At 57.4% G+C, this 23,035-nt stretch carries 23 protein-coding genes and 1 tRNA gene; 11 read left to right on the top strand and 13 right to left on the bottom strand.

Features of this window, described 5'->3' with window-relative positions; translation table 11 throughout:
* Positions 1-196, top strand: a 196-nt coding sequence (locus T424_RS0109420; RefSeq protein WP_027487501.1) for an ATP-binding protein, incomplete at its 5' end; no start/stop codon positions are given.
* A gap of 125 nt (positions 197-321) precedes the next feature.
* Here T424_RS0109420 and T424_RS21760 read toward each other — a convergent pair.
* Both T424_RS21760 and T424_RS0109410 read right to left on the bottom strand, forming a co-directional pair.
* Complete coding sequence (locus T424_RS21760; protein WP_027487500.1) at positions 322-903, bottom strand: transcription termination/antitermination NusG family protein; 582 nt, start codon at positions 901-903, stop codon at positions 322-324.
* Positions 890-2,314, bottom strand: a complete 1,425-nt coding sequence (locus T424_RS0109410) for a helix-turn-helix domain-containing protein (protein WP_027487499.1) — start codon at positions 2,312-2,314, stop codon at positions 890-892. Before T424_RS0109410 ends, T424_RS21760 begins: the two co-directional genes overlap by 14 nt.
* Before the next feature lie 162 nt (positions 2,315-2,476).
* Between T424_RS0109410 and T424_RS0109405 the strand changes: the two genes are divergently transcribed.
* The 4 genes from T424_RS0109405 to T424_RS20640 all read left to right on the top strand — a co-directional run bounded on the left by T424_RS0109405 (position 2,477) and on the right by T424_RS20640 (position 4,801).
* A complete protein-coding gene (locus T424_RS0109405) occupies positions 2,477-3,052 on the top strand; it encodes an XRE family transcriptional regulator (RefSeq protein ID WP_027487498.1) in 576 nt (191 codons plus the stop codon).
* Positions 3,053-3,231: 179 nt separating this feature from the next.
* On the top strand, positions 3,232-3,414 hold the full coding sequence (locus T424_RS20645; RefSeq protein ID WP_037067115.1) for a hypothetical protein: 183 nt from the start codon (positions 3,232-3,234) through the stop codon (positions 3,412-3,414).
* A gap of 76 nt (positions 3,415-3,490) precedes the next feature.
* On the top strand, positions 3,491-3,754 hold the full coding sequence (locus tag T424_RS0109395; RefSeq protein ID WP_407921387.1) for a helix-turn-helix transcriptional regulator: 264 nt from the start codon (positions 3,491-3,493) through the stop codon (positions 3,752-3,754).
* Between the two features lie 3 nt (positions 3,755-3,757).
* A complete protein-coding gene (locus tag T424_RS20640; protein WP_051558893.1) occupies positions 3,758-4,801 on the top strand; it encodes a tyrosine-type recombinase/integrase in 1,044 nt (347 codons plus the stop codon).
* Between the two features lie 72 nt (positions 4,802-4,873).
* On the opposite strand, the gene T424_RS0109385 is transcribed toward T424_RS20640, so the two are convergent.
* Positions 4,874-4,963, bottom strand: a tRNA-Ser gene (locus T424_RS0109385).
* 100 nt (positions 4,964-5,063) lie between these two features.
* Positions 5,064-5,789, bottom strand: coding sequence for a YoaK family protein (locus tag T424_RS0109380; RefSeq protein WP_027487496.1), 726 nt, complete (start codon positions 5,787-5,789; stop codon positions 5,064-5,066).
* A 221-nt stretch (positions 5,790-6,010) separates the two neighbouring features.
* Between T424_RS0109380 and T424_RS0109375 the strand changes: the two genes are divergently transcribed.
* Entirely contained in the window at positions 6,011-6,424 is a 414-nt protein-coding gene (locus T424_RS0109375) for a hypothetical protein (protein ID WP_154664862.1), read from the top strand.
* Positions 6,425-6,534: 110 nt separating this feature from the next.
* Positions 6,535-9,036 carry a protein translocase subunit SecD gene (gene secD, locus T424_RS20635; protein WP_037067112.1) on the top strand — a complete coding sequence of 834 codons (2,502 nt, stop codon included), beginning with the start codon at positions 6,535-6,537 and terminating at the stop codon, positions 9,034-9,036.
* Positions 9,037-9,251: 215 nt separating this feature from the next.
* Here the strand turns inward: secD and T424_RS0109365 are convergent, their stop codons facing one another.
* From T424_RS0109365 to T424_RS0109325, 9 genes are all read right to left on the bottom strand, one after another.
* Positions 9,252-10,019, bottom strand: coding sequence for a cyclase family protein (locus tag T424_RS0109365; protein WP_027487494.1), 768 nt, complete (start codon positions 10,017-10,019; stop codon positions 9,252-9,254).
* 3 nt (positions 10,020-10,022) lie between these two features.
* Positions 10,023-10,949: an NAD-dependent epimerase/dehydratase family protein gene (locus T424_RS0109360; protein WP_027487493.1), complete on the bottom strand. Its 927-nt coding sequence runs from the start codon at positions 10,947-10,949 to the stop codon at positions 10,023-10,025.
* Positions 10,949-11,926 carry a fumarylacetoacetate hydrolase family protein gene (locus T424_RS0109355; protein WP_027487492.1) on the bottom strand — a complete coding sequence of 326 codons (978 nt, stop codon included), beginning with the start codon at positions 11,924-11,926 and terminating at the stop codon, positions 10,949-10,951. Before T424_RS0109355 ends, T424_RS0109360 begins: the two co-directional genes overlap by 1 nt.
* 91 nt (positions 11,927-12,017) lie before the next feature.
* On the bottom strand, positions 12,018-12,599 hold the full coding sequence (locus T424_RS0109350; RefSeq protein WP_027487491.1) for a cupin domain-containing protein: 582 nt from the start codon (positions 12,597-12,599) through the stop codon (positions 12,018-12,020).
* Positions 12,596-13,714: an MFS transporter gene (locus T424_RS0109345; protein WP_027487490.1), complete on the bottom strand. Its 1,119-nt coding sequence runs from the start codon at positions 13,712-13,714 to the stop codon at positions 12,596-12,598. Before T424_RS0109345 ends, T424_RS0109350 begins: the two co-directional genes overlap by 4 nt.
* A 372-nt stretch (positions 13,715-14,086) precedes the next feature.
* Positions 14,087-15,217: an FAD-dependent oxidoreductase gene (locus T424_RS0109340; protein ID WP_027487489.1), complete on the bottom strand. Its 1,131-nt coding sequence runs from the start codon at positions 15,215-15,217 to the stop codon at positions 14,087-14,089.
* Positions 15,214-15,591 carry a Rieske (2Fe-2S) protein gene (locus T424_RS0109335; RefSeq protein ID WP_027487488.1) on the bottom strand — a complete coding sequence of 126 codons (378 nt, stop codon included), beginning with the start codon at positions 15,589-15,591 and terminating at the stop codon, positions 15,214-15,216. Before T424_RS0109335 ends, T424_RS0109340 begins: the two co-directional genes overlap by 4 nt.
* Positions 15,592-15,594: 3 nt before the next feature.
* The gene (locus T424_RS0109330; RefSeq protein ID WP_027487487.1) at positions 15,595-16,542 is read right to left on the bottom strand and encodes a VOC family protein; all 948 of its coding nucleotides are present in this window, start codon (positions 16,540-16,542) and stop codon (positions 15,595-15,597) included.
* A gap of 157 nt (positions 16,543-16,699) precedes the next feature.
* Complete coding sequence (locus T424_RS0109325; RefSeq protein ID WP_027487486.1) at positions 16,700-17,857, bottom strand: alpha/beta hydrolase family protein; 1,158 nt, start codon at positions 17,855-17,857, stop codon at positions 16,700-16,702.
* Between the two features lie 178 nt (positions 17,858-18,035).
* On the opposite strand from T424_RS0109325, the gene T424_RS0109320 reads away from it, so the two are divergent.
* The 4 genes from T424_RS0109320 (at position 18,036) to T424_RS0109300 (ending at position 22,919) form a co-directional block, all read left to right on the top strand.
* Complete coding sequence (locus T424_RS0109320) at positions 18,036-18,941, top strand: LysR substrate-binding domain-containing protein (protein ID WP_027487485.1); 906 nt, start codon at positions 18,036-18,038, stop codon at positions 18,939-18,941.
* A 497-nt stretch (positions 18,942-19,438) separates the two neighbouring features.
* Positions 19,439-20,272: a SphA family protein gene (locus T424_RS0109315; RefSeq protein WP_161712556.1), complete on the top strand. Its 834-nt coding sequence runs from the start codon at positions 19,439-19,441 to the stop codon at positions 20,270-20,272.
* A gap of 437 nt (positions 20,273-20,709) precedes the next feature.
* Complete coding sequence (locus T424_RS0109310) at positions 20,710-21,387, top strand: response regulator transcription factor (RefSeq protein WP_027487483.1); 678 nt, start codon at positions 20,710-20,712, stop codon at positions 21,385-21,387.
* Positions 21,388-21,680: 293 nt separating this feature from the next.
* On the top strand, positions 21,681-22,919 hold the full coding sequence (locus tag T424_RS0109300) for a HAMP domain-containing sensor histidine kinase (RefSeq protein ID WP_027487482.1): 1,239 nt from the start codon (positions 21,681-21,683) through the stop codon (positions 22,917-22,919).
* Positions 22,920-23,035: the final 116 nt, after the last annotated feature.

The raw sequence follows: 23,035 nt of genomic DNA, 5'->3' as shown, positions 1-23,035 counted from the left end.
CCTCTTCCATCTCATCAGCAGGCTCTATGAGCGGACATCGATCATCGTCACGACAAACCTGGCCTTCGGCGAGTGGCCAGCCGTATTCGGCGATGCCAAAATGACCGCCGCTCTGCTCGACAGGCTCACCCACCATTGCGAGATCGTGGAAACCGGGAACGAATCCTGGCGCTTTAAAAACCGCTCTCAAAGCTAAAGCCGAAAAGACAAACAACCCGCGCCCGCAGGCCCCTGCGCTAAATGGAGAGCTCCGGGCCTACGCGCGCTGACCCGATGCAACCAGAGGCAGGGGTCCCTTTTGGGAGCCGATAAGGGGTCCCGTTACAACGCCGATTGACACACTGTCACCACGAAGTCGGCAAATGGGCCGGAGCGGATCGTCACCTGCTTGCCGAGCATGTCAGACATCGGCGGCACATCACCCGCGTCCATATGGCGTCTCTCCGCAGTCTTGGCCGATAAGAGCAGTTGCCGCATCAAAACTTCGGGCATCAGATAGGGCTTGCCATCTTGGCCCATCAGGCTCTGCAGCCTGGAGGCCCGCAGCAGCCCGGCATAGGCCTCGTTGTCCGGGATCACCCGCACGAACAGATAGCCTCGGAACAGCGGCCGCTCGACGACAATCGCCGGCTTGCGGCGCCGGGGCGGCAGTCTCAGCCGCTCGCAGGGGCACCAGCACTCGATCCCCCGCTCAGTCAGCGCATCGCGGATGGCCTGCTCCAGACCGCTCTTGCAGCGCGCCACCACCCAGCGAGCGAGTTGGTCGAAGTCAGGGCGCTCGCGCCGGGCCATGGCGATCTGGCGCTTCCGCCTCGCCTCGGCGGCTGTGACACGGGCAAGCGTCAAGAGCCATTCATTCGAGATGACGGTCTGTTGGTTACGGTCACGGTTATGCTGCATCATGGGTACGTCCCTCGTTTAGGCAGTTTTTGAATTGCTCAAGGGCGGCCTCGGCCGCCACATCGAGATCGGGCTGTTCTTGGTCGATCGCCGGAAACGAGATCCAGTCGCTCAGGCCATCGACGAACATCCACCCGCGGCGCTCGTGCAGCCGTCGCCAGGCTGCAAACAGCGTGCTGCCGCACTCGACCGTCTCGAAGCTGGAGACCAGCGGCAGGATGTCGATCGCGGTCTTGAACGGCTCGTTCCGGCCGGCGAGATCGTGCATCTTGCTGACTAGGGGCCAGCCATGGTCCCGGCGCTTTTCCCAGGCCAGTGCCTCCCGGCTGATTGCTCCTGAGGCAATCCGCCGTTCATCGAAAGCCGTCATCACCAGCTGGCCTGTGGGCTCGCAGAGCAGCGCCTGGAAACGTCGGCCCATCCAGAGCTTGCCGCAGACCTTGGCGATGACATGGGTGTGGAGACTGGGTTGGGGGCCGGTCCGGGTAGAGGGATGGGCCTGAGGATGAGGATGGGTCTGAGCTTGAGCGTGCGTCTGGGCAGAGCTTTGAACCCGATGTCCCGTCAGACCCTCCGGCATCTCCCTCCATGCCCGTGCCTTGAGGTAGACGGCCGGTACCGTCAGGTCGTCGCGTGCTGCCCAGGCCAGATAGGCTGGCGTCCGCTCAATGCAGGTCTCCCGCTCCCCAGCCGACAGTGCAAACCAGGCATTGCGGGCAAAATCGGGGTTGCCGTGTCTTGGCCACAGCTTGAACCAGGTGTCGAACTGCGCGGCGATCCGGGCTCGATCCAGCCGCCTCGCCGCCCTGTCATTGACATCAGCGGCACCACGACCGTCACCAGCCGGTTCGCGCTCGCCCTCCCCTTGGTAGGAGTCAGTCTTTGCTAGATGTAAGTTATTACTAAGGGCCGATTTTACCGGCGCCAGTAAAACCGGCGACGGATTTGCCGACAACGGCAATTCAGTCTGCGGTAGATATGCAACACTTTTGGCCACAGCATCGGCCCCGGCAAAGCTGCCGGAACTGCAGGATGCGTCGGGGGCATCAGACGCATCTGTCAGCTCGGCGGTATCAGAGACATCACAGGTGTCGGTATTGGCGGAGCCTGGTCGCGGCTCGTCAAAGATCACCAGCACCGTTGGCCCGAATTTGCCATCCGTGCGGGTCTGCTCCCGTTCCGCATAGCCGGTCTCCACCAGCTCGGCGATCATCTTGCGCGCCTTGTCGCGCCCGCAATTGCCCTTCTTGACGATATCGCCGATCACCACGGTCCAGTTGTCGGGCTTGGACAGCAGATAAGACAGCAGCCAGCGGGCCTCCATCGACAGCCTTGCATCTTCAAACACATGATTGGGAATGGCAGCGTAATGCGCATTGCGCACCCCACGCCGGATCGTGGCTTCGCGGCTCATAGCGCACCGCCTGCACGCAACAGGGTGCGTAGATCGAGGAGGTCAAGAAGATAAATGGGGAGGATGGGTGACATTCACGCATAATATGCGCAAACAGATATCATGAAAAGGCAATTTTATCCATAAACGGATTTTTTAGTTTCGCCGATCTATAGTATTCCCATGCCCATGGATATCGCGACCTACATAGCCCAGCTTCTCAGCATGAAAAAGTGGAACCAGGTCAAGCTGGCGGCCCATTTTGGCGTGTCCCAATCTACCGTCAATCGATGGAAGTCCGGCTCCGAGCCGGAGGGCCACCACCGCGATGCTATCCGCGAGCTCTACAACATGGAGTTCGGCACGCCCGACAGCGAACCGTTCAAGCGCGTCAAGCTGATGGGCAAAGTCGGCGCCGGTCAGGAAATCTACGCCATCGACGAAGGCGGCCAAAGCTATGTCGATGCGCCGGCAGATGCTCATCAGAACACCGTTGCCGTAGAGGTCTCCGGAGAATCGATGTATCCCGCCTATGAAGAGGGAACCATCCTCTTCTACTCAAAGACCTTGCCGCCCTCGGAGATGGTGAACAGACGCGCCGTCGTGCAGCTGGCCGATGGTCGAATCTTCGTCAAGACCGTCCGTCCGGGCACGACCCCGAACACCTGGACGCTGACTAGCATCAATGCGCTTTACCCTGATATGATCGACCAGGTCGTTGAGTGGGCAGCCCCGATCGACTGGATCAAGCCGAGGTAAAATATCCGGATTATCCGCTCGGCGAAAAATAATTATGCGTTCGCGCATTTTTATCTTGCTGACATGGTTCCGTTTGCGCATATTATCCTCATTCGCACAGGTGATGCAGATCCCAGCGGATAACCGGCAGCGCGGTGTGCGCTCTGCCCTAATCTTCTGGACAAAACCGAGGATGAACCATGCAGCAGACTGCCAGCATTACAGCCGAAGACGAGCGTGATCGCACCCAGATGTTTGCGCTCTATCAGGAGCGCGGCGCGCAGACAGAGAGTGACCTTCTAAGCGCCGGCATCAGCAAGGACAGTCAGCAGCGTAACGCAGCGGCGGTCACAGAACGTATTTGGCTGTTCGACGCGGCCTAGGTACAGCCGGACACTAAAATTTGGTGCACGAAACTTCAAGTAGAGTGGCGAGCGTGATAAATAGCGATGATGTACGATGAGCACTATGCGGACAGAACCACGACAACTAAAGTCGGTGTTACCGTTGCCGTTTCAGCGAATGCTCAACCGTTTGCAGGCGGCGGCCTATGCAGGCGTCGGGGTCTCGAAGTTTGACGAGATGGTGGATGACGGGCGCATGCCTCAGCCGCGCAAAATTGATTCGCGACGCGTGTGGGATGTGCGCCAGATTGATATTGCGCTGGACGCACTGCCATCTGAGGGCAATAGTTCGTTGCTAGAGGGTAACGATTGGGATTGAAGCATGAAGCAAATGCGCAGGCCACCCAAATACTGCCAGGGCTTTGAGGACCGACACGGCAAAATTCGCTGGTACTATCGGCGGAAAGGCTATCCGCTTACGCCTCTTTCGGGGCTGCCGTGGAGCCCTGAATTCATGGCGTCATACGAAAAGGCGACGGCCGGCGAAAAGATTGAGGTCGGCAGATCCAAGAGCGTGCCCGGCACGGTATCGGCTCTTGTCGTGAGCTATTACAAGACCTCTGATTTTCAGAGGCTTTCGGAATCCACCAAGACAACCTATCGCGGCATCGTAGAGCGCTTCCGGGAAGAGCATGGCACCAAGCGCGTATCGCACCTTCAGGCCCAGCACGTCAAAAAGATCATTGGAGAAAAAGCCGCAACACCGGCCGCCGCGAACAATCTTCTGCGTATGATCCATCTGCTGATGCTGCACGCTGTCGATCTGCAATGGCGTCGGGATGATCCCACCAAGGATGTGAAGAAAATCCGCCACAGGACCGAGGGCTTCCTAACTTGGGAAGAGCGTCACATTGAGCAATTCATGGCATACCACAAGCTTGGAACCCGCGCGCATTTGGCGCTATCGCTCCTGCTCTATACAGGTCAGCGCCGCAGCGACGTGGTCCGCATGGGCCGTCAACATGTCCGCGATGGTTGGATTTCAATCGTTCAGCAAAAGACAGGCCAATTGGTGGAGATTCCATTCCATGCCGCCTTCAAGGACGTGCTCAACGCACTGCCCGTCAAGAACATGACGTTTTTGACGACCGCGCAAGGGAAGCCATTCACTCCGGCCGGTTTCACCAACTGGTTTAGAGAAATGACAAAAGAAGCAGGCCTTCCGGACAAGCTATCACCCCATGGCCTACGCAAAGCCGCGTGCCGTAGATTGGCCGAGGCTGGATGCACCCCACACCAGATTATGGCCGTCAGCGGCCATAAATCCCTGGAAGAAGTAACGCGCTACACCGTCGCTGCCAGCCGTCGAGAGCTCGCCACACAAGCGGCTCCTCACCTCCAAGGCTGGGGTAAAACTAGAACATAATTGTCAAACCGTACTGCAAAGTTTGACAAAACGCCCCGCAAATCATTGATTTCATTTATTAAATTATAAGGATGGCGGAAGAGGTGGGATTCGAACCCACGGTACGGTCTCCCGCACGCCGGTTTTCAAGACCGGTTCCTTAAACCACTCGGACACTCTTCCCTGCGATACCCTTTGGGTTATTCGGCTTTATAGTGCAGGGATGGGAGAGGTCAACAGGACTTTGAGCGGGACTGGGGAAATCGCCCTACGGGCGCGGCAGTTATTTTCTGGCGGAAAAGTCTTCGAGAAGCGGAAACAGGGTGAGTGCCGCAAGCGGAACGGCAAGAAAAAGTGCTGCGGCCGTGCCAAACTGCGTGAAAACCACTGCACCGCTGACGCCGCCGGTGAAGAACAGTGCGATCATGGTGCACAGCAATTTCAGTTTCTCCCTGTCGGCATCGACGGGGCTTCGACCGGGAGGGGAGGTCCGGTTCCAGTAGAGAAGCTTTCCGAATTCGATTCCCGCATCCGTCACAAGGCCCGTAATGTGGGTGGTGCGGATTCTTGCGCCGGAGATTTTGGTGATGACGGCATTTTGCAGGCCCATGATAAAGCATAGCAGGCCGATTATCGGTAGATTGCCGCTTAACATCAGACCACTGAAGCCGAAGACGACGAGCAGGCAGGCTTCAGCGGCCAAGGGCAGGGCGTAGACAGAACGCAATTCCTTCCGTCTTCCCCAATTTATCAGGATCGCGGATGCCGCCGCACCCAGTATGAAGCAGAAGACGGCAAAGAGCCCGGTCAAAAACAATGTCCCATGGCCAAGGACAAGGGTATCTGCCATGCTGGAGACGATGCCGGACATGTGGGATGTGTACTGGCCAACGGCCATGAAACCACCCGCATTTGCAGCGCCTGCAATGAATGTCAGGTAGAGCGCAAGATCGCGGTCGCTGCTTTCGCTCCGCTCGCTGTGGGTGAGGCGTGTCAGGTAAGCTTTCATGCCTTTTCTTTCCTGAGGGGCTGTTTTTGATCTTGCATTGTCATTTGCAGCGTCATCTGGTGGTGAATGTCAAATCCATGCCATTGGCCGGGCCTGGTGTTGGAGTTGTCGTTTTTGCATGGTTACGGGCGGAAAAGCGGGACGAAGACGTTCTGTCAATCGACAGTGTGTACGGCCTGTGTTAACCAAGCTTTATGAAGGGCTTTGTTCCACGATGCATGATGCCGGATAACGTCGAGGTTAAGGCCATTTCTTTTCGCCTGTACTGGGCGGGCGTCTTGCTGTTTTGTTTTGCGGTGGCCAGCTTTCATGCTGGCGCCATCTCTGCGCGTGCATCTTTTTCGTTGGGCGATCTTGCGCTCAGTGCGCGGTTCGCAAGGGGCAGCCTGCAAATTCAGGCGCGTCAAGACCCTGTTGAATTCCGGCGGATTGTTTCACCGCGAAATGACGGGAACGATCCCGGCCATCCTGATATTGCCCCGCTGCCAGCTCCCGGCCGGGTTATGGTGTCGCACGCCGCATCTGTGGGCGGGTGTTTTCATGATTTCGCGGTATTTTCCGACAAATCCCATCCCTCCAGGCTACCGCGTGCGCCGCCTTGCGAAGGTGACTGGTCAGGCCGTCTTGCGGCCTGAATACTGTAGCTTCCGTATCGGGTCTGCTTTCTGGACCTTTTCTTTTCTGCCGCGCGGCGTTTCGTGCCTTTTGGCGCCACGGCCCGCAGGCGTGCTTTCGGATCACTTGAATGAAAACCTCACGTTGGCTTCTGGCGCTCTATTCGCTCATCATCCTGTTCGGCATGATGACGGCCCTGCCAAATATTCTGCCTCAGACTTTTCTCGACAAGCTTCCCTCCTGGCTGCCGCATCAGCGGGTTTCACTTGGCCTTGACCTGCGCGGTGGCTCGCATCTCGTGCTGGAAGTGGATGCCGCCGATCTGGTCAAGGAAAGATTACAGACATTGACGCAGGATGCCCGCCAGACCCTCGCGCAAGGCGGCATCGCCACCACCAGCATCCGTCGCAACGAGCACGGGATTACCGTCACACTCGCCGATGCTGCCCGTCGCAGCGAAGCGGAAACGGCCTTGCAGAAGCTTGCCGCGCCGGTTGGTGTCACTGGCAGCGCGGATCTGGCCTTTGGCGGAACCGGAAGCGAAATTGCCGTGACATTGACGGATGCGGGGCTTGCGGATCGTGTGACTGCCGCCGTCGATCAGAGCCTTGAGATCATTCGCCAGCGCGTCGATCAGGTCGGGGTGGCAGAGCCCACCATCCAGCGTGTCGGGTCCGACCGCATTCTCGTGCAGCTGCCGGGCGTGCAGGATCCGAAGCGTCTGCGTGACCTGCTCGGTTCCACGGCCAAGATGAGTTTCCATATGCTCGCAGAACCGGCGCCGGACGGGCGAATGCCTGCCGGGCTGGTGACGCTGGCCGATGATCAGGGGCGTCAGTATCAGATAATCGAGCGGGCCGAGCTTTCCGGGGATCATCTGACCGATGCGCGGGTCAGTTTCAACCCGAACAATAACGAACCCGTCGTCAATTTCCGTTTTGACACGCTTGGCGCCCAAAGGTTCGCGGCCATCACGCAAGCCAATGTCGGCAAGCCTTTTGCCATTGTATTGGACAACAAGGTTTTGAGCGCACCGGTTATCAATGAACCGATCACGGGTGGATCGGGCCAGATTTCCGGCAGTTTCTCCGTGCAGAGCGCCAACGATCTTGCCGCCCTTCTGCGTGCCGGGGCGCTTCCGGCCAAGCTGACGGTGGTTGAGGAAAGAACCGTTGGTGCCGATCTCGGTGCCGATGCGATTTCCGTTGGTATCACCACAGGCGTTATCGGCTTTGGTCTTGTCGTTGCGTTCATGCTGTTTCTCTATGGTGCCTGGGGGCTTCTGGCCAATCTGGCGCTGGCATTGAATGTGGTGCTGACCTTTGCGGGCCTGACGCTTCTTGGGGCAACGCTGACCCTGCCGGGTATTGCCGGTATCGTGTTGGGCATTGGCCTTGCGGTGGATGCCAACGTGCTGATCAACGAGCGTATTCGCGAGGAGACCGCCAAGGGCAGAGGTGCGATGGCGGCGCTGGATGCAGGCTTCAATCGCGCCTATTCCACGATTGTTGACAGTAACGTCACGGCGTTGATTGCAACGGCGCTGCTTTTCTGGTTCGGCACCGGGCCGGTGCGCGGCTTTGCCGTGACCATGGGGCTGGGCATTGCCATTTCAATGTTCACAGCGGTTTCCATCGTTCGCGTCATCATGGTCGCCATCGTCCGCCGCCGCAAACTGAAAGTGCTGGAAATCAAGCCGCTTTTGCCGTTGAAACTGGTGCCGTCGGGCACCCATATCGCCTTCATGAAGGGCCGTTTCATCGGCATTGGTATTTCAGCCGTCTTGTCCATCGCCTCGCTTGTTCTGTTCTTCAAACCGGGGCTGAATTACGGCGTGGACTTCCGCGGCGGCATCCAGCTTGAAATTACCACCGCGCAACCTGCCGACCTTGGGGCCTTCCGTTCTGGATTGGACTCTCTGGGGTTGGGTGAAGTTGCCTTGCAGCAATTTGGTGATGATCATCGCCTGCTTGTGCGGGTCGAACGTCAGCCGGGCGGCGAAGAGGCGCAGTCCACGGCAGTACAGACCCTGCGCAACAAGCTGGTGGAGATCGATGCCTCGTCCACCGTGCAACGCACCGAGGTGGTCGGGCCAAAGGTCAGCGGCGAACTTGCCACTGCCGGCTTCCTTTCGGTGTTGCTGGCCAGTCTTGCGATGATGGCCTATATATGGGTCCGGTTCGAATGGCCGTTTGCCGTGGGCGCGATTGCCACGCTTGTGCTCGATGTTACGAAAACGGTCGGCTTCTTTGCGCTCACAGGGCTTGATTTCAACCTGACGGCCATTGCGGCGTTGCTGACGCTCGTGGGCTATTCGGTGAATGACAAGGTCGTCGTCTATGACCGGATGCGTGAAAACATGCGGCTCTACAAATCCATGTCGCTGCGTGACATTATCGATCTTTCGATCAACGAAACGCTGGCGCGCAGCCTTTATACTTCAGCCACTGCCTTTCTTGCCCTCCTGCCCATGGCGATCTGGGGCGGAAGTGCGGTGGAAAGCTTTGCTGTTCCCATGGTGTTCGGCATTGTGGTGGCTGCTACCTCGTCCGTCTTTATCGCCGCACCGATCCTGCTGTTCCTCGGTGATTGGCGCCGTCGCCATGCAGCTCCGGTGGTCCGGAAGGCATGAGGCCTTGGATGCGAGGTCACTCATCTTGATGATTTACAGCGCCGTGCGTTTTATCAAACGCACGGCGCTGTAACACTTTAAATCTGATGCATAATTTTCACCTTAAATCGATTCCGATTTAAGGAATTATGCAGTTGGAACGCAAAGCTCGCGCCGTTTTAACGGCACGAGCTTCTTGAATCTTGTTTTTAAACCTGTCGGCAGGCTTGTTTCCCTTACTCGAAAATGGCAACGGCCCGGCACCAACCGGCAGAGCCGCCCTTGATCTTCACGGGCAGGCAGGACACCGTAAAGCCGGAAGCCGGAAGTTCATCCAGCCGGGTCAGCTTTTCCATATGCATGAAAATGCCTTCCCGCCCGGCCTTGTGGCCTTCCCAGATGATGTCGGCGCGTTTCGTTTCGGCAAACCGGCGCGCAGTGAAGGAGAAAGGGGCATCCCACGACCATGCGTCGGTTCCGGCGATATGCACACCCTGCGCCATCAACCAATGGGTGGCCTCACGGCCAATGCCGCAGCCCTTGCCAAGAAATTCCGGCTTGCCGAAGGCAGCGCCTGCGGCCGTATTGATCAGCACAATATCATAGGGTTGCAACACATGGCCGGCCTTGGCCAATGCATCCTGAATATCGGCTGCTGTCGCAACATATCCATCGGGCAGCGAACGAAGATCGAGCTTCACGCCGGGACGAATGCACCAGTCAAGCGGCACTTCTTCAATGGTCCATGCCCTTTCACCATTATTCATGGTGGAAGCAAAATGCCAGGGCGCATCGAGGTGGGTGCCTGCATGGGCGGTGAGTGTCAATTGTTCGACGGCCCAGCCTTCGGCACCGGGAAGTTCGTTGACGTCAAGGTCGGGGAAGAAGCGGGAAACTTCCTTCAAACCCTCCATGTGGTCGGTATAGACGATTTTGGGGCCCAGGCCCGGTGGATCAGCGGGAACGTCATTTTCGATGGCAACAGATAGATCAACGATTTTCATGGTTTAATCTCCTTTGAGGGCGGCTTGCGCGAGAGCATCGAGATCCGGGTCCGCCCGAAAGCCAAGTTTAACGGCAATTTGGGCATCAAGAGGGGGCATGGCGCCAAAGAGTGCTTGCAAGGTGGTGTCTGCGCCCCAGTCGATCCGGGCCTGGCGAGCGCTTACCTGTTCAATGGCGCGCGTAACGCTTCCGACATCAGCGTGAAGCACTGGCAATTGCACCGGGGCGGCTGGGGCTTCCTGCATGGTTGCAGCGTGAAGCAGCGATTGAACGGCAGCCTGCCGGGACATCCACCAGCATTGGCTGTCTGCCGGAACGGGACATGTATAGGGTTCACCGGCGGCGATACGGTGAAAAATCAGGCTCATAAAGGCCGAGCCATGACCGCTTTCTGTTGGCGGGCGGGCAACAATGCCCGGAAACCGCAAGCTTGCGGCCTGGAGGGTGCCCTGCCGATGCATGTCGGCAAGAAAGATTTCCGTCATCAGCTTATGCGCGCCATAGCTCAACATTGGCCTGGTGGCGGTGCCGGATGTGACCGGGCTTGAGGAAAGAGCGCCATAAACGGCGATTGAGGATGCAAAGATGAACCGTGCGCCGGGCTTGATCCTCGCGACGCCTCGCGCCAGGGCAAGTGGTGCGGCAAGGTTGGCGTGAAAACCAAGATCCTGTTCCCGCTCGGCAAGTCCGCCGGGCAGGCTTGCAAGATGAAAAACGAGGTCGAATTCTGTCTCTAGTAACTCGTCGAGAAATCCTTCATCGCCCAGGTCGCCGGATCTTCGTTCGGCGCCCTGAAGGGAAACTGGAGACGGGCGGGACATGTTGATGTCTGTTAAAACAAGCCGCTCGATGCCGGGCAAGGCTTCCGGGAGCCGGGATACGAGACCCCGGCCCAGAAAACCCTCGGCCCCCGTGACAAGCACGCGCATCAGGCTTTGACGACCTTCTGCTCGATGATGCCGAAGGGAAGAGAGGCATCGGGCAGCCTGGCCTCCATGCGGACCGTGTCGCCAAAGGACATGAATGGCGTGCGCGGAGCCCCTTCATCGAGGATTTCGATAACGCGGATTTCGGAAATGCAGGACGACCCGGCGCCGCGATCTGCATTCGATACGGTGCCGGAGCCAATGATGGTGCCGGTGGAAAGCCTGCGCGTACGGCTGCAATGCTGGATGAGATCGCCGAAATTGAAGTGCATTTCACCACCGAAGGCACGGCCAATTTCCTTGCCGTTCAGCCAGACATGCAGATGAATATGCAGGCGCCCATCCTTCCAGAGATCTCCAAGTTCATCCGGCGTTATGGCAACTGGCGCAAAGGCGGTCGATGGCTTTGCATTGAGGAAGCCGAATCCTGCCCGCATTTCCCGTGGACCGGGGCCGCGCAGCGACCAGTCATTTATTTGCACGAGAAGGCGCACATGTTTCAAGGCATCCTCAGCGTTGGTGCCCATGGCGACATCGGAAAGAACGACGCCAAATTCCCCTTCCATGTCGATCTGGAGTGATTCATCGGGAAACTCCATATCGGCCAGCGGCCCGCGTAAATCATCGCTGGCGCCTTGATAGATCAACGGGATCGTCTCGAAATCCGGGTTCGGAGGGTTGTTGAATGCCTTGTCCATCAGGCGGCCATGATTGAGAAAGGCCGACGCATCCAGCCATTGCGGTGCCCGCGGCAGCGGCGCAAGGCAGCGTTGCGGCGAAAAGGGCGTGGCGAAGGGCTCGTTGCCTGTGTTCAACCGCTCGTAAAGCTCGCCAAGACGCGGCGCAACGGCATCCCAATCCTCCAGTGCCGCGATGAGCGAAGGCGCAATACCCGTGGCGGGAACGGCGCTGCGCAGGTCGCGGGATACGACCCATAGTTGGCCGTCGCGGGTTCCGTCATGATAGCTGGCGAATTTCATGATGATAATCCTGTTTCTTTCATGATTGGCTCTGCATCACAGCGCCGTGCGTTTTGTTTCGGCAGATGAGCGGGATCGTCGCCTTTCGCGGTCAGCGGTGAGCGAGGCTTTCGGCGATCGATGGCTCGTAGCGGCCGGAAACCAGCACGAACAGCATCCGGCACATTTTTCCGGAGCGGTTCGCCCAGGCGTGATTGGTGCCGCGCTGGATGACAACGGATCCCGGCTTCAGCAACACTTCGCCGTCGTCGAGAACCAGCGTCATCTCACCTTCAATCACCACGCCATAATCGATGGATTCGGTGCGATGCATAAGCGGATGGGGTGAATCCTGCTTGACGGTTGAGGCGCCCTTGTCGCCAATCTGGGCAAAGGCGTCTTCCATGCGAGATGCACCCTCCTTCAGGAAATCCTCCGTATCGGGCGGAATATCCACGAAGCGCAGGCGCGTTCCGCCAGGAGGAGGTGGCAGCACGAGCGGCGAGCGCGATGGATCGCCCTCGCGGGTGATCAGCACCGGGCTTTCGGACGTAGACCAGACCTCATGGAAAATCGTGCCGGGTATTGCCTCTATTTCAACGACGGTTGGCAGCGGACCCTGTTCGCTGATGATCGATTTTCCATCTGCTGTATGCCCGGTAACGATGCGGGTGATGGGCGGAAAGGATGTCATGCGTGCTTTGCCTTGGTGAAGAAAAGAATGGAAATGGCGGCGACGACGACGGCCGTAAGGCTCAAAGCGGTTGGGCCGAGATTTTGCCACAGAGCGCCCCCGGCAATGGGACCAAGAGCGGCGCCGACCATCAGCATTGCGGGGGTTGCGGCAACGGCACGGCCCGTTGGATCAAGGGCGGCAAGCCTGCCGAAGGTAAAGGTATGGGTGAAAATCTGGATTGAAACGAAGACTGCCGCCGCCGGAGCCCAGGCCTCGAATGCGGTGGCCGAAATAACGACCACGGCGATGACGGCCTGCACCGCAGGACCGATCTGGGTCACGAGGGGGGCGGAAATACGATTTTGCAGAAATGCCGCCAGGGGTGAGGGTAGCAGGAAATTGACGAAACCGAGCGCGATCAGGACAGCAAGAACATGTTCAGGTGCGAAACCGCGAGCTTTCCCGATGACTTCCACGAAGGAGAACACCATGGACTGATTGAATGTCATGATGCTGATGCCGAAAATCGTGAACCAGATGGCACGGCTGAAGGGTTTGCGTTCGTGTTCGACGATGCGGGTAAGGGCCGGAAAAAGCAGCAGGCTCGTGAGGGCGGCGACCGCCATGATGCCCGCGAAAACGATGAAGACTGCCGGTCCGCCATAGATGATAAGCAATTGCGGAATGGCGGCGAGAAGAACGATGGCAAGGAAACCAAGCGCGATGCTGGCAATGGCAAAAAGGCGATGCGGGTTGTTCGAGTGCCCCATCGCGCCGTGCACCATGGAAAGGGCAGTGCCGATGGACAGGCCCGCCACGGCGTGGAGAATGGCAAGAACGGTGACATCGGATCGCGTGGCAGCAAGTGCGAAGGCAATGGCCGCAACCGCAAAGCCGCCCGCTGCAAATGCGCGCCGATTGAGGCTGTTGAAGCGCGGCGCAGCCAGAGCGCTGGCAATGACCGCGCCGATCAGGAACAGCGTTACCACCATGCCCGCCTGTTGCGGGCTGAACTGAAACCGCTCGACAAGCGCTCCAACCCATACCGGCAGCGCCACCAGGTCCAGCATCCCTGAAAAGTGGCCGATTACGAGGGCAACCGTACCGGCGACCCCGAATTTCTGTCCTGACATTTTTGCTCCTCCAGCGTGTTCAGGTTAGAGCATTTCCAGCAAAGGCAATTCTGTTTGCCTCCGGAAATGCATCGATCCAAAGAGCTGAAGCAACACGCGTGAAGCCAGATTCACCGGAGTTGCTCCAGGGTCCATGCGCCGCGCTCCCTCCTCGCATTGCATCCCCTTTGGCAGTCGTGGAAATAAAATCTTGTCAGAGCGTTTCACTGTTTCAGGCAAACAGTGAAACGCTCTAACTATGTGTTTTTTCACAGTTGCAGGCGGAAAACCTGTCGGCGCCTTTCCTGAAAATGGTCTAAAATCATTCGTAAAATCATGGCCTCTTCCCGGCGCTTCATCGTCATGCCGTGAAGAGCGATTAGGACGCCGGCTTCAGATCGCTTCCGCCAGGGTTTTCATGGACACACGCATGATGGAGGCGTGCTCCTCGCGATTGCCGTTGTTGATTTCGATGTCGGCAAGGCGACCCGAATTCTCCACGACCATGCGGCAGCGCTCCCAGCGGCGATCTTCGAAGGCACTGAGGGCATCGTTCAGTTCTGCATGGGCATTCAGCTCCTCCGCCAGAACCATGGCATCTTCGATGCCGATGCAGGCCCCTGCGGCCAGATGCGGCGTGGTGGCGTGAACGGCATCACCAATCAGAACGACACGGCTGTTGAACCAGGGCCTCGGTAGCAGCATCTGGTCAAGGGGCCGATAAATGATGTGGCTTTCTGAAGACAGGCCCGCCGCAATTTCCTTCAGGATCGGCGAGGGAAAGCGCTCCAGCAGGCCGCGCAATTGCTCCACAAAAGTTTCGGGCGGCACGAAATCATTGGTTGGCTTGTCTTCGGTAAGGAAGAGATAGGCTTCGGTTGCGTTTACGCCGTTCAGTCCCGCCTTCAGGTTCGGGGCCATCCACATGGTGACGGTATTGATGTCCTTGGGCCGGGGAACGACGGCGCGCCAGACCGATTGGCCGATGAAGCGCGGTTTTGGCGCATCGGGGAACATTCGGGCCCGGACACTGGAATAAAGGCCATCCGCCCCCACCACCAGATCATAGCGCCCTTCGGAGCCGTCGGAGAAGGTAACGCTCACACCATTGTCGTCCGGCGTCATCTCGGTAAAGGTAACGCCAAGGCGAATATTCGTCGTGGAGGCCCGAACGGCTTCCGAAAGAATACGCGCCAGTGCAGGGCGCATGATGCCGCCGCCACCGGGAATATCCGGCCCGGCAACGCGCGGCGTTGGCAGGGTGACGAGAACGGCGTCTTCTGCGCCGCGAATATCGACGCCGTCGCTGGCAAAGCCGAGTTCCATGAAGCGCTGGTAAAGGCCAAGTTGGTTGAGAACGCGAAGTGTGGAGCCATGCAGGCTGATACCCGCGCCGTAAGAGCGCCAGCCCGCGTCGATTTCGGCGAGGTCTACCTCAAAGCCATTGCGGGACAATTGCAGCGCCGCGGTCATCCCGGCAAAGCCGCCGCCAATCACCAGTATTTTGCGCACAGGAGCGGTCATTTCTTTTCCTCCGTGAGGGATGTAGCGACGAAAATTCCTCCCTCGTCGCTGATACGAATATTTACACGTGTGAGTGTCTGGCCAAGACACGGGCCAAGCACGCACTCGCCGGTCTCTATTTCAAAGAGAGCACCGTGAGAGTGGCAGGTGAGATGGGTCCGCTCGCCGTTCAGATAAGCATCGGTCTTCCAGGCCATGGGCGTGCCGGTGGAGTAATGCGGGCAGGAATCCAGCCAGCCGAAATAGCGGCCATCCTTGCGAACGACCACGATCTTTCGCTTGGATGTGCCGAACGGACCGAAGCCTCGCGCCTGCCGTTCGGCAATCTCATCGACGTGGCAGAGATACTGTCCCTCCGGAGCTGTATCTGGCACGGCTCATCCCTTTGCGCCGGGAGGCGGTCCACCGGTCGGCGCCCATTTTTCCCGCATTTCGAACAATACGATCTGCGAGGCTTCGGGGCCCATGGGCGCTTCGCGGGCGACCCAATTATCGTCGTGCTTGTCCATATCTGCATCATATTCGAAATGACAGCCGAGCGGACTGTTGAAGTACCAGAACCAGTTGGAGCCGAATTTGTGGCGTCCTGGACCCCAGAAGCTTTGATAGCCCTTTTTAACGAAGCGCGTTCCCGCCACCATCAATTCCGTCGGGCCACCCATGTGGAAGGCCAGATGCTCGCAGCCCTTCATGTATTCCGGTGTGCGAATGAAGAAATGCGTATGATGGTCGTCATTGGCCTTTGGCCGCAGGAATGGCCCGGCACCCGTCAATACGTCGGTAATGACGAAACCGAGACGGTTGCAGAAGAAATTGGTCGCCACCTCGATGTCCGGCACGAAAAGCACGACATGGCTAAGGGTACGCGGCAGGGCGGGCATTTCTTCCCACACGCCGATTTCGTTAGGCTTGCGCTGGGCCGGTGCGCCGGGAGCGTTGATTCTCTCCGCGGGCATGTTCAACTCACGGCGTATCGTGACCTGAAAACGCAGTTCGAACCCATGGTCGTCGCGGGTCTCGATCGAGCCATCGGAAAGGCGCGTGACGCGGCGATCCTTTGAAAGCTCTGCTTCGATGGCGTCGAGATCTTCGGCGGCACGTACGCCGTAGATTTGCTGGCGCAGCATGTTGGATGTGGGGAGCGGCGGCGGGAGCGTAGGATCCGAGCGGTGGCGGATGATGATGCCGGTGCCGTCCAGCGCTTCGAAAAGCCCGCCCTTGTCCGTCACATCGACAGGTTTGAGGCCAAAGGCAGTCAGATATTCGCGACAGGCATCGACGTCATCGACGCCGAAAACCAGGTAATCCGGGCCTATGATGTTCATGAGACATCCTTTCTTCACGTGCGACGGCGCAGTCACGACGGGACAACACGCCGTATTGGCGGTGGCTCGAGGCGGGCCGTTTCAATCACTGATGGCTGAAAATTTGACGGGGCATCCTCGTCGGATGTCCGCGTCGGTTTCGGTGTCAGCTTGCGCTTTAGCTTGTATGGCCGCCGAGAGCTTCCGCAACCCAGTCGGCAATATAAGCGCCGGCATTGGCAGAGTTGTCGAAGCTCGAATGCTGCACGCCGCCTGTCCGTTCATCGAAAATCTTCAATTCCCGGCGCGGGCTGTTGATGAGCTGGTCGTAGGTGGCATGAGCCCATTGCAGCGGAATCTGGCTGTCCTTTTCCCCATGCGTCACGAGGAACGGAACCTTGATCCGGTCGAGAATGCCGTGCAGATGCACGTTTTCGGCAATCCGCATGAAGTCATCCATGTCCTTCGCGCCCCAGACCCACATCACATGGCTCCAGTAGTGGGGAACCGGGAAGTTGCCCTCGCGGGCAAGGCGCTTCTTTTGCACGTCGCGCCAGTCATGGTTTGCACCCCAGACAACGCCACAGGCAAAGCGCGGCTCGAAGGCAACGGCACGGGGGCAATAATAACCGCCGAGTGACACGCCTTCCATGCCGATCCGCTTGGGATCGATGTAAGGCTGGGTTTCCAGCCAATCGACCACGCGGCTGGCCCAATGCTCGCTGTCGAAACGGGCGGTCAGGCCCTTCAGGCGAAGCGCCTCGCCCGTGCCGGGCTGATCGACGATCAACGATGCAACGCCGCGCTTTGCAAGCCAGGCGGGCAGGCCGACCAGAAGCTTCATTTCCTTGGTGCTATCGAGACCGTTCACCTGAACCAGAAGCGGGGCAGGACCATCGACACCCTCTGCCGGTACATAAAGCGCCGACAGATGTGTGTTCTCATAGGGGATTTCCACGCGGCGACAGTTGGAGCCAGAAAGTTCGAGGCCCTTCAGGAAGGTTTTGAGAAAATTCTCATAGAGCGCCATGCGCCCTTCCGATCCATGCGCCAGAAGCCGTTCGGCCGTCAGCATATAGTTCGACGCCCGGACCAGCTTGTCGCCTGCGGAAATGAGCCGGCCCTTTTCCTCATCCTCACGCGCCAGATCGACCAGCTTGTCCGCCATCTTGATCCAGGTTTCACGAAAGGCCTGGGTGCCTGCGGCGTCGGGAGCTTTTGCCGCCTCCTGCAAGGGCGCGCACATCTCCTCGATCTCCCCCATGCGAGCGCCCATCTCGATCGAGAGATTGACCGAAAGGTTCCACACATAATTCGTGGGAAAGTACTTGAACATTAGTCCTCCTCGAGATCACCCTGAGGCGATCTTATCCAGCGAGAAGCAAGACGCCTTTCAATCGCGATCGATTGGCAATCACTCCTCCTGCAACAAGGATTAATGAACATTCATCCGTTTACAAAATTGCTTTGATGAATAAGTTGTATTGATTTAATAAATAAATGAGGAGGGAGTTATGCGTTTTCGCAATCTGGATCTCAATTTGCTGGCGGCGCTCGATACGCTTTTGCGCGTGCGCAATGTCAGCCGTGCCGCTGAGGAAATGTTTATCACCCAGTCGGCTATGAGTAATGCGCTGGGGCGGCTCAGGGAGTATTTCGATGATCCGCTCTTGATTCAGGTGGGCCGTTCGATGGAGCTTTCCCCGCTTGCAATTTCCCTTGAGCAGCCTTTACGCGACATAATCGTGCGCATCGAAGCGGCGGTGGAGTCCTCGCCGACCTTCGAGCCGGCAGAGGCAACGCGGGCCGTGAGCTTCGTGGTGTCGGATTTTACGCTGCTGACCATCGTCCCGCGATTCGTAGAGATGATGGCTGCGCAGGCGCCGGGAATACAACTGCATTTCAAGCCGCAGCAGAATGCGCCTCATTTGCTTCTGGAGCGCGGCGAGGCCGATCTTCTTATCGCGCCAACGATTTTCTGTTCCGCCAATCATCCCTCCGAACGGCTGGTCGATGACACACTATGCTGTGTGGTTTCCGAAGACAGTCCGTTTCCAGGAACACGAATGGCTGAAGATGCCTTTTTGTCCGCCGGCCATGTGGCCATGCTGGCGCCAAACGGTGGCGAGAGCTTTGCCAGCAGAGCCTGCCGGGAGGCGGGCCTTGCGGTAAAGGTCGATGTCACGACCTTTTCCTTTGCTTCGTTACCTCTCCTGGTGCGCGGAACAAAACGTATTGCTGTCGTGCAACGCAGGCTGGTGGAATGCATGGTCGGTATCGGCGGAATCCGGATTATGGAGCCACCCTTTGCCTTGCAGCCGCTCCGCCAGTCTGTTCAATGGCATAGCCATCGTTCACGAGACCCTGCGTTGATCTGGATCCGGCAACAATTGCACGAGGCCGTGAAAGTGTGGCTCTAGAAGCGCTGACAAAACCGGCCAGTCGGAGCGCTCTTTGCCCCCGCAAATTTTCTCTGAAACGCCTCTATCGTCGCCGGGTATTTCTTGCTGACGGACTGATATTCACGCTGTGAATACTAAGCATTGTAAATGGCCATTTTACAATCATCAAAACCGCTTGTACCTCATGACCAAGGGATTGGTGCCGGTCGGTAGGAGCGTTTAGTCGGCACCAGGGATCGAGGGGCAAACGTTTTCACAAATAGGTGATGGTGAGGGGCGTCTCCTGGCGGGGGTGTCAAAACAAATGGGCTTCGGCAGGCTGCAACTCTGTGTTGCAGTGCAGGGCTTTTGTGGCTTTTTTCCATTTCCAATGACGTGATTTTTGCCTCGATCCGATCCGCTAGTCGGAATTCGGCGGGCCTCGCCCGTCATTCGAGGAGGATGGAATGAACATTCGTAATGCAGTGAAGTGTCTCGTTTTTGCCGGAATGACTTTCGCAGGCGGTGCTGTTGCCGTGCAGGCGGCTGAAAATGGCAACACTCAGTATTCGCCGGGTTCTGCGCAGTTTTATGCGGGGGGAATCCCGCCCTATCCGGGCTTCTACTTCCTGTCGCAGACGAGTTATTATTCCGCAGACCGGACGAACGATTCGAACGGCGATAAAATTCCGATCAATTTCAAGGTCGATGCCTTTACCGAAACGATGCGTTTCCTCTATGTCAGCGACCTGGAAGTGGGTGGCGGCCAGCTCTTTGGTCAGGTTATTCTTCCCTTTGTGCATCTTGATCTGACAACGCCGGGCGGTAGCGACAAGAGCTTTGCGCTTGCAGATCTGGTGACGACCGTTGGTCTCTCCTGGCACGTGGATCCGAAAAATTCCTTCACGCTTGGCCTTGATGTCGCGATGCCGACCGGCAGCTATGATTCCAACGATATTGCCAATGTCGGCCTCAATCATTGGTCGTTCCAGCCCGTCGCGGGCTATCATTACAAGGATCCGCAGGGGTTTGAACTCGGTGCGACAGCGCGGTTGATTTTCAACACACGCAACAATGACACCGACTACAAGTCTGGCACGGAGTTTGTCTTCGATTATGCTGTCGGCTGGAATTTCGATGCCCATTGGCGCGTTGGTGCCGTTGGCTATTACCTCCAGCAATTGACTGACGACACCGGCCCCACGGCGGCGGCGGACGGACATCGTGGCAAGGGCTTCTCAATTGGTCCGTCGCTGACATACACCATTAACCCCGGTCAGGAACTCAGCGCCTCCTGGCAGCCCGACATCGTCTCGGAAAACCGGGCGCAGGGAAATATGTTCTGGGTCAACTTTGCGACGAAGTTCTGACAGCTCGGAGCATGGCCGCTTGCCGTGAGTATTTCCAGCCAAGCTGGATTAGGTTTGCGACCGGAAAAGCTTGATAAGCGTGTATCAGGGCACTGGCGGTGCTCCGACCTTCCGGGCTACTGCATAAATCCTTAAATCGGAATCGATTTAAGGTGAAAATTATGCAGCAGATTTAAAGTGTTATAGCGTCCTTTGTGCGTTTGTTAAAACGCACGGCGCAGTAATCAAACCTGTGGGAGCCGATACGGCAGGAGCAGAGAAGCGTCGATCCCAATTCGGGATCGGCGCTTTTTTTGACGGTTTCAAACAGGCTATCGGTAATTTTCAATTGGTTATTGCATAAAAGCGGTGCCTGCCCGCATTTCCCATTTGTCAGTGAAATGATTTTATCGCAAAAACAATCGGGGCTTGTTTCGGCGGTGGTGAATGGGTCATGTATGGCGAATATATTACTTATTGATGATGATGAAGAACTCTCCGGGCTACTGACGGAATATCTGGACGGAGAGGGTTTTCAGGTTTCCCGCAGTGACGATGGCGCGAAAATTCTCGAGCTGATTGCTGGAGGTAATATCGATCTCGTCGTGCTTGACATCATGATGCCGCGCATGAATGGGCTTGACGTGCTGACCTTGCTTCGGAAAGAGAGCGACATCCCCGTCATCATGTTGACGGCAAGGGGCGACGAGCAGGATCGTATTGCCGGACTTGACCTGGGAGCGGACGATTATGTTCCAAAGCCCTGCTCGCCAGGCGAGTTGGCGGCGAGAATCAAGGCCATCCTGCGCCGCAGTACCAGGGTTGATCGGTCGGACGTGCTGCAAAGTGGAAACCTCGTATTGCAGCCAGCGGCGCGCAGCGCAATTCTGGCGGGAAATTCCCTGCAATTGACGGGCACGGAATTCAGCCTTCTGGAAATCCTCGTTAGGCATGCTGGAAGCATCGTGTCTAAAAATGAAATATCGATTTCGGTCTTTGCGAAGCCTGCCACCTCTTTCGATCGGCGTATCGATGTTCACCTGAGCAGCGTGCGGCAGAAGCTCGGTCAAAGGGCTGACGGCAGTAGCTGGATCCAATCGGTGCGCGGGCAGGGCTACATTTTGCTCGTGGAATGAAGGTTCGTTCGTGCTGAATTGGTGGCTTTTCCATCGGCGGTGAGGCTGGCGCTGGAAAAATGGCGGTCTTTGTCCGGGAAATCCACTGGATACGTGGGTTCAAGCAGTATTCACTCGAGCATTTCCAGCAAAAGTGTATTCGGTTTTACGTCCGGAAGTGCTCTAAAGCGTGTCGCGATCTTTCAGATTCGCTCCTGACGCTTTAAGTCATTGGTTTGTCGCATGTCGTTATCACAAAACCGCTGCACACTTTTTCTGGAAATGCTTTAGGCAGTGACTCGTGGGAGCTATGGATGGTCAGACTCTTCCTGAATTTCTTTGTCATTATAGGTTTGACGATGACAGCGGCCACCGTGGGGGGGATTTCGCTTGCGCAACTATCGGGACGAGGACCACCGGAAGAGCGGATTGCCGAGCAGCTGAAAACAATCGTCCATCGGGTTTTGCCTTCCATATTACGAAGGGACGGTATCGATGCAGCGCGGGCCGTTTTAAGTCAAGCTTCTGGCGGTACAGCGAACTGGGTGGTGGATGTGAGGTTGGTGGCGGCCGATCCCTGCGGTGAACAGGAAATTTTCGTTGATGCGGCGGGGAAATGTTATCGTCTGGAAATATTACCCACGACCATTAGGGATGGTGATTGGCCGCGTGCATTGCCATGGGTGACCTCTGCAATTGCCGGTTTCCTTTCGGCTTTGCTATTGACGGCCTATCTTGTTGCGCCCTTCGAGCGACTGCGGCGCGGCTTGCGGGCGCTGGCGGAGGGGTGTTTTGAGATCCGCATATTCAAAGGAAAAATGGGTAGAAGCGATGAAGTTTCGCGCCTCATGCAGGATTTCGATTTGAGCGCAGCGCGGCTTCAGGAGTTGCATGATGGCCGCGAACGGCTGTTTCACGATATTTCCCATGAATTGCGTTCGCCTCTTTCTCGTTTGCAGGCTGTTACCGGCATCTTACGGCAGAATCCGGCGCGGCTGGAAAGCGCGCTGGATCGGATCGATCGGGAAATTGAGCGGCTCGACGGACTGGTGGATGAAATCCTCACGCTTGCCCGGATCTCTGCCTCTGACGATGCCCGCGAAACCCGTCAGCGACTTGATGTCATCGACCTGATTGAAAGTATTGTCGAGGATGCGGCGTTCGAGGGGCAAACCAAAGCGGTCGAAGTGCGATTTCTGCGCGCTTTTGATTGGATTGGCGATGTCGACGGGGAGTTGGTTTATCGGGCGATAGAGAATGTTGTGCGCAATGCGGTGCGATATGCACCTTCGAACAGTGTCGTTGAAGTGCGTACAAGCGTGAGTGATGGAGCATTGACGATCGAGATTCATGACGAAGGACCGGGCGTTGCAGAAGCGGATCTTGTTAAGATCTTTCAGCCCTTCTGTCATGCGGGGGAAAATTCCGGCGGTGGCTTTGGGCTTGGATTGGCAATAACGCGAGAAGCTTTGCAAAAACACGGCGGTACTGTTTATGCCAGTAACCGGAAGCCGAGCGGGCTTTGCGTAACGATGGTGATGCCTGCGAGTTGATGGCGATTAACCTTTTGTTTTTATTCATTTCCGGAGGCAAAAGCGGTTTCCGCTTTTCTCGGGACACTGCTCCGGGAATGGGAAAGTGCTATCGCCACAAAAAGCGGCAAAGCGAA

The sequence above is a fragment of the Allorhizobium undicola ORS 992 = ATCC 700741 genome, assembly GCF_000621665.1.
Lineage (GTDB): Bacteria > Pseudomonadota > Alphaproteobacteria > Rhizobiales > Rhizobiaceae > Allorhizobium > Allorhizobium undicola.
This window is presented reverse-complemented; position numbering and strand designations above follow the sequence as displayed.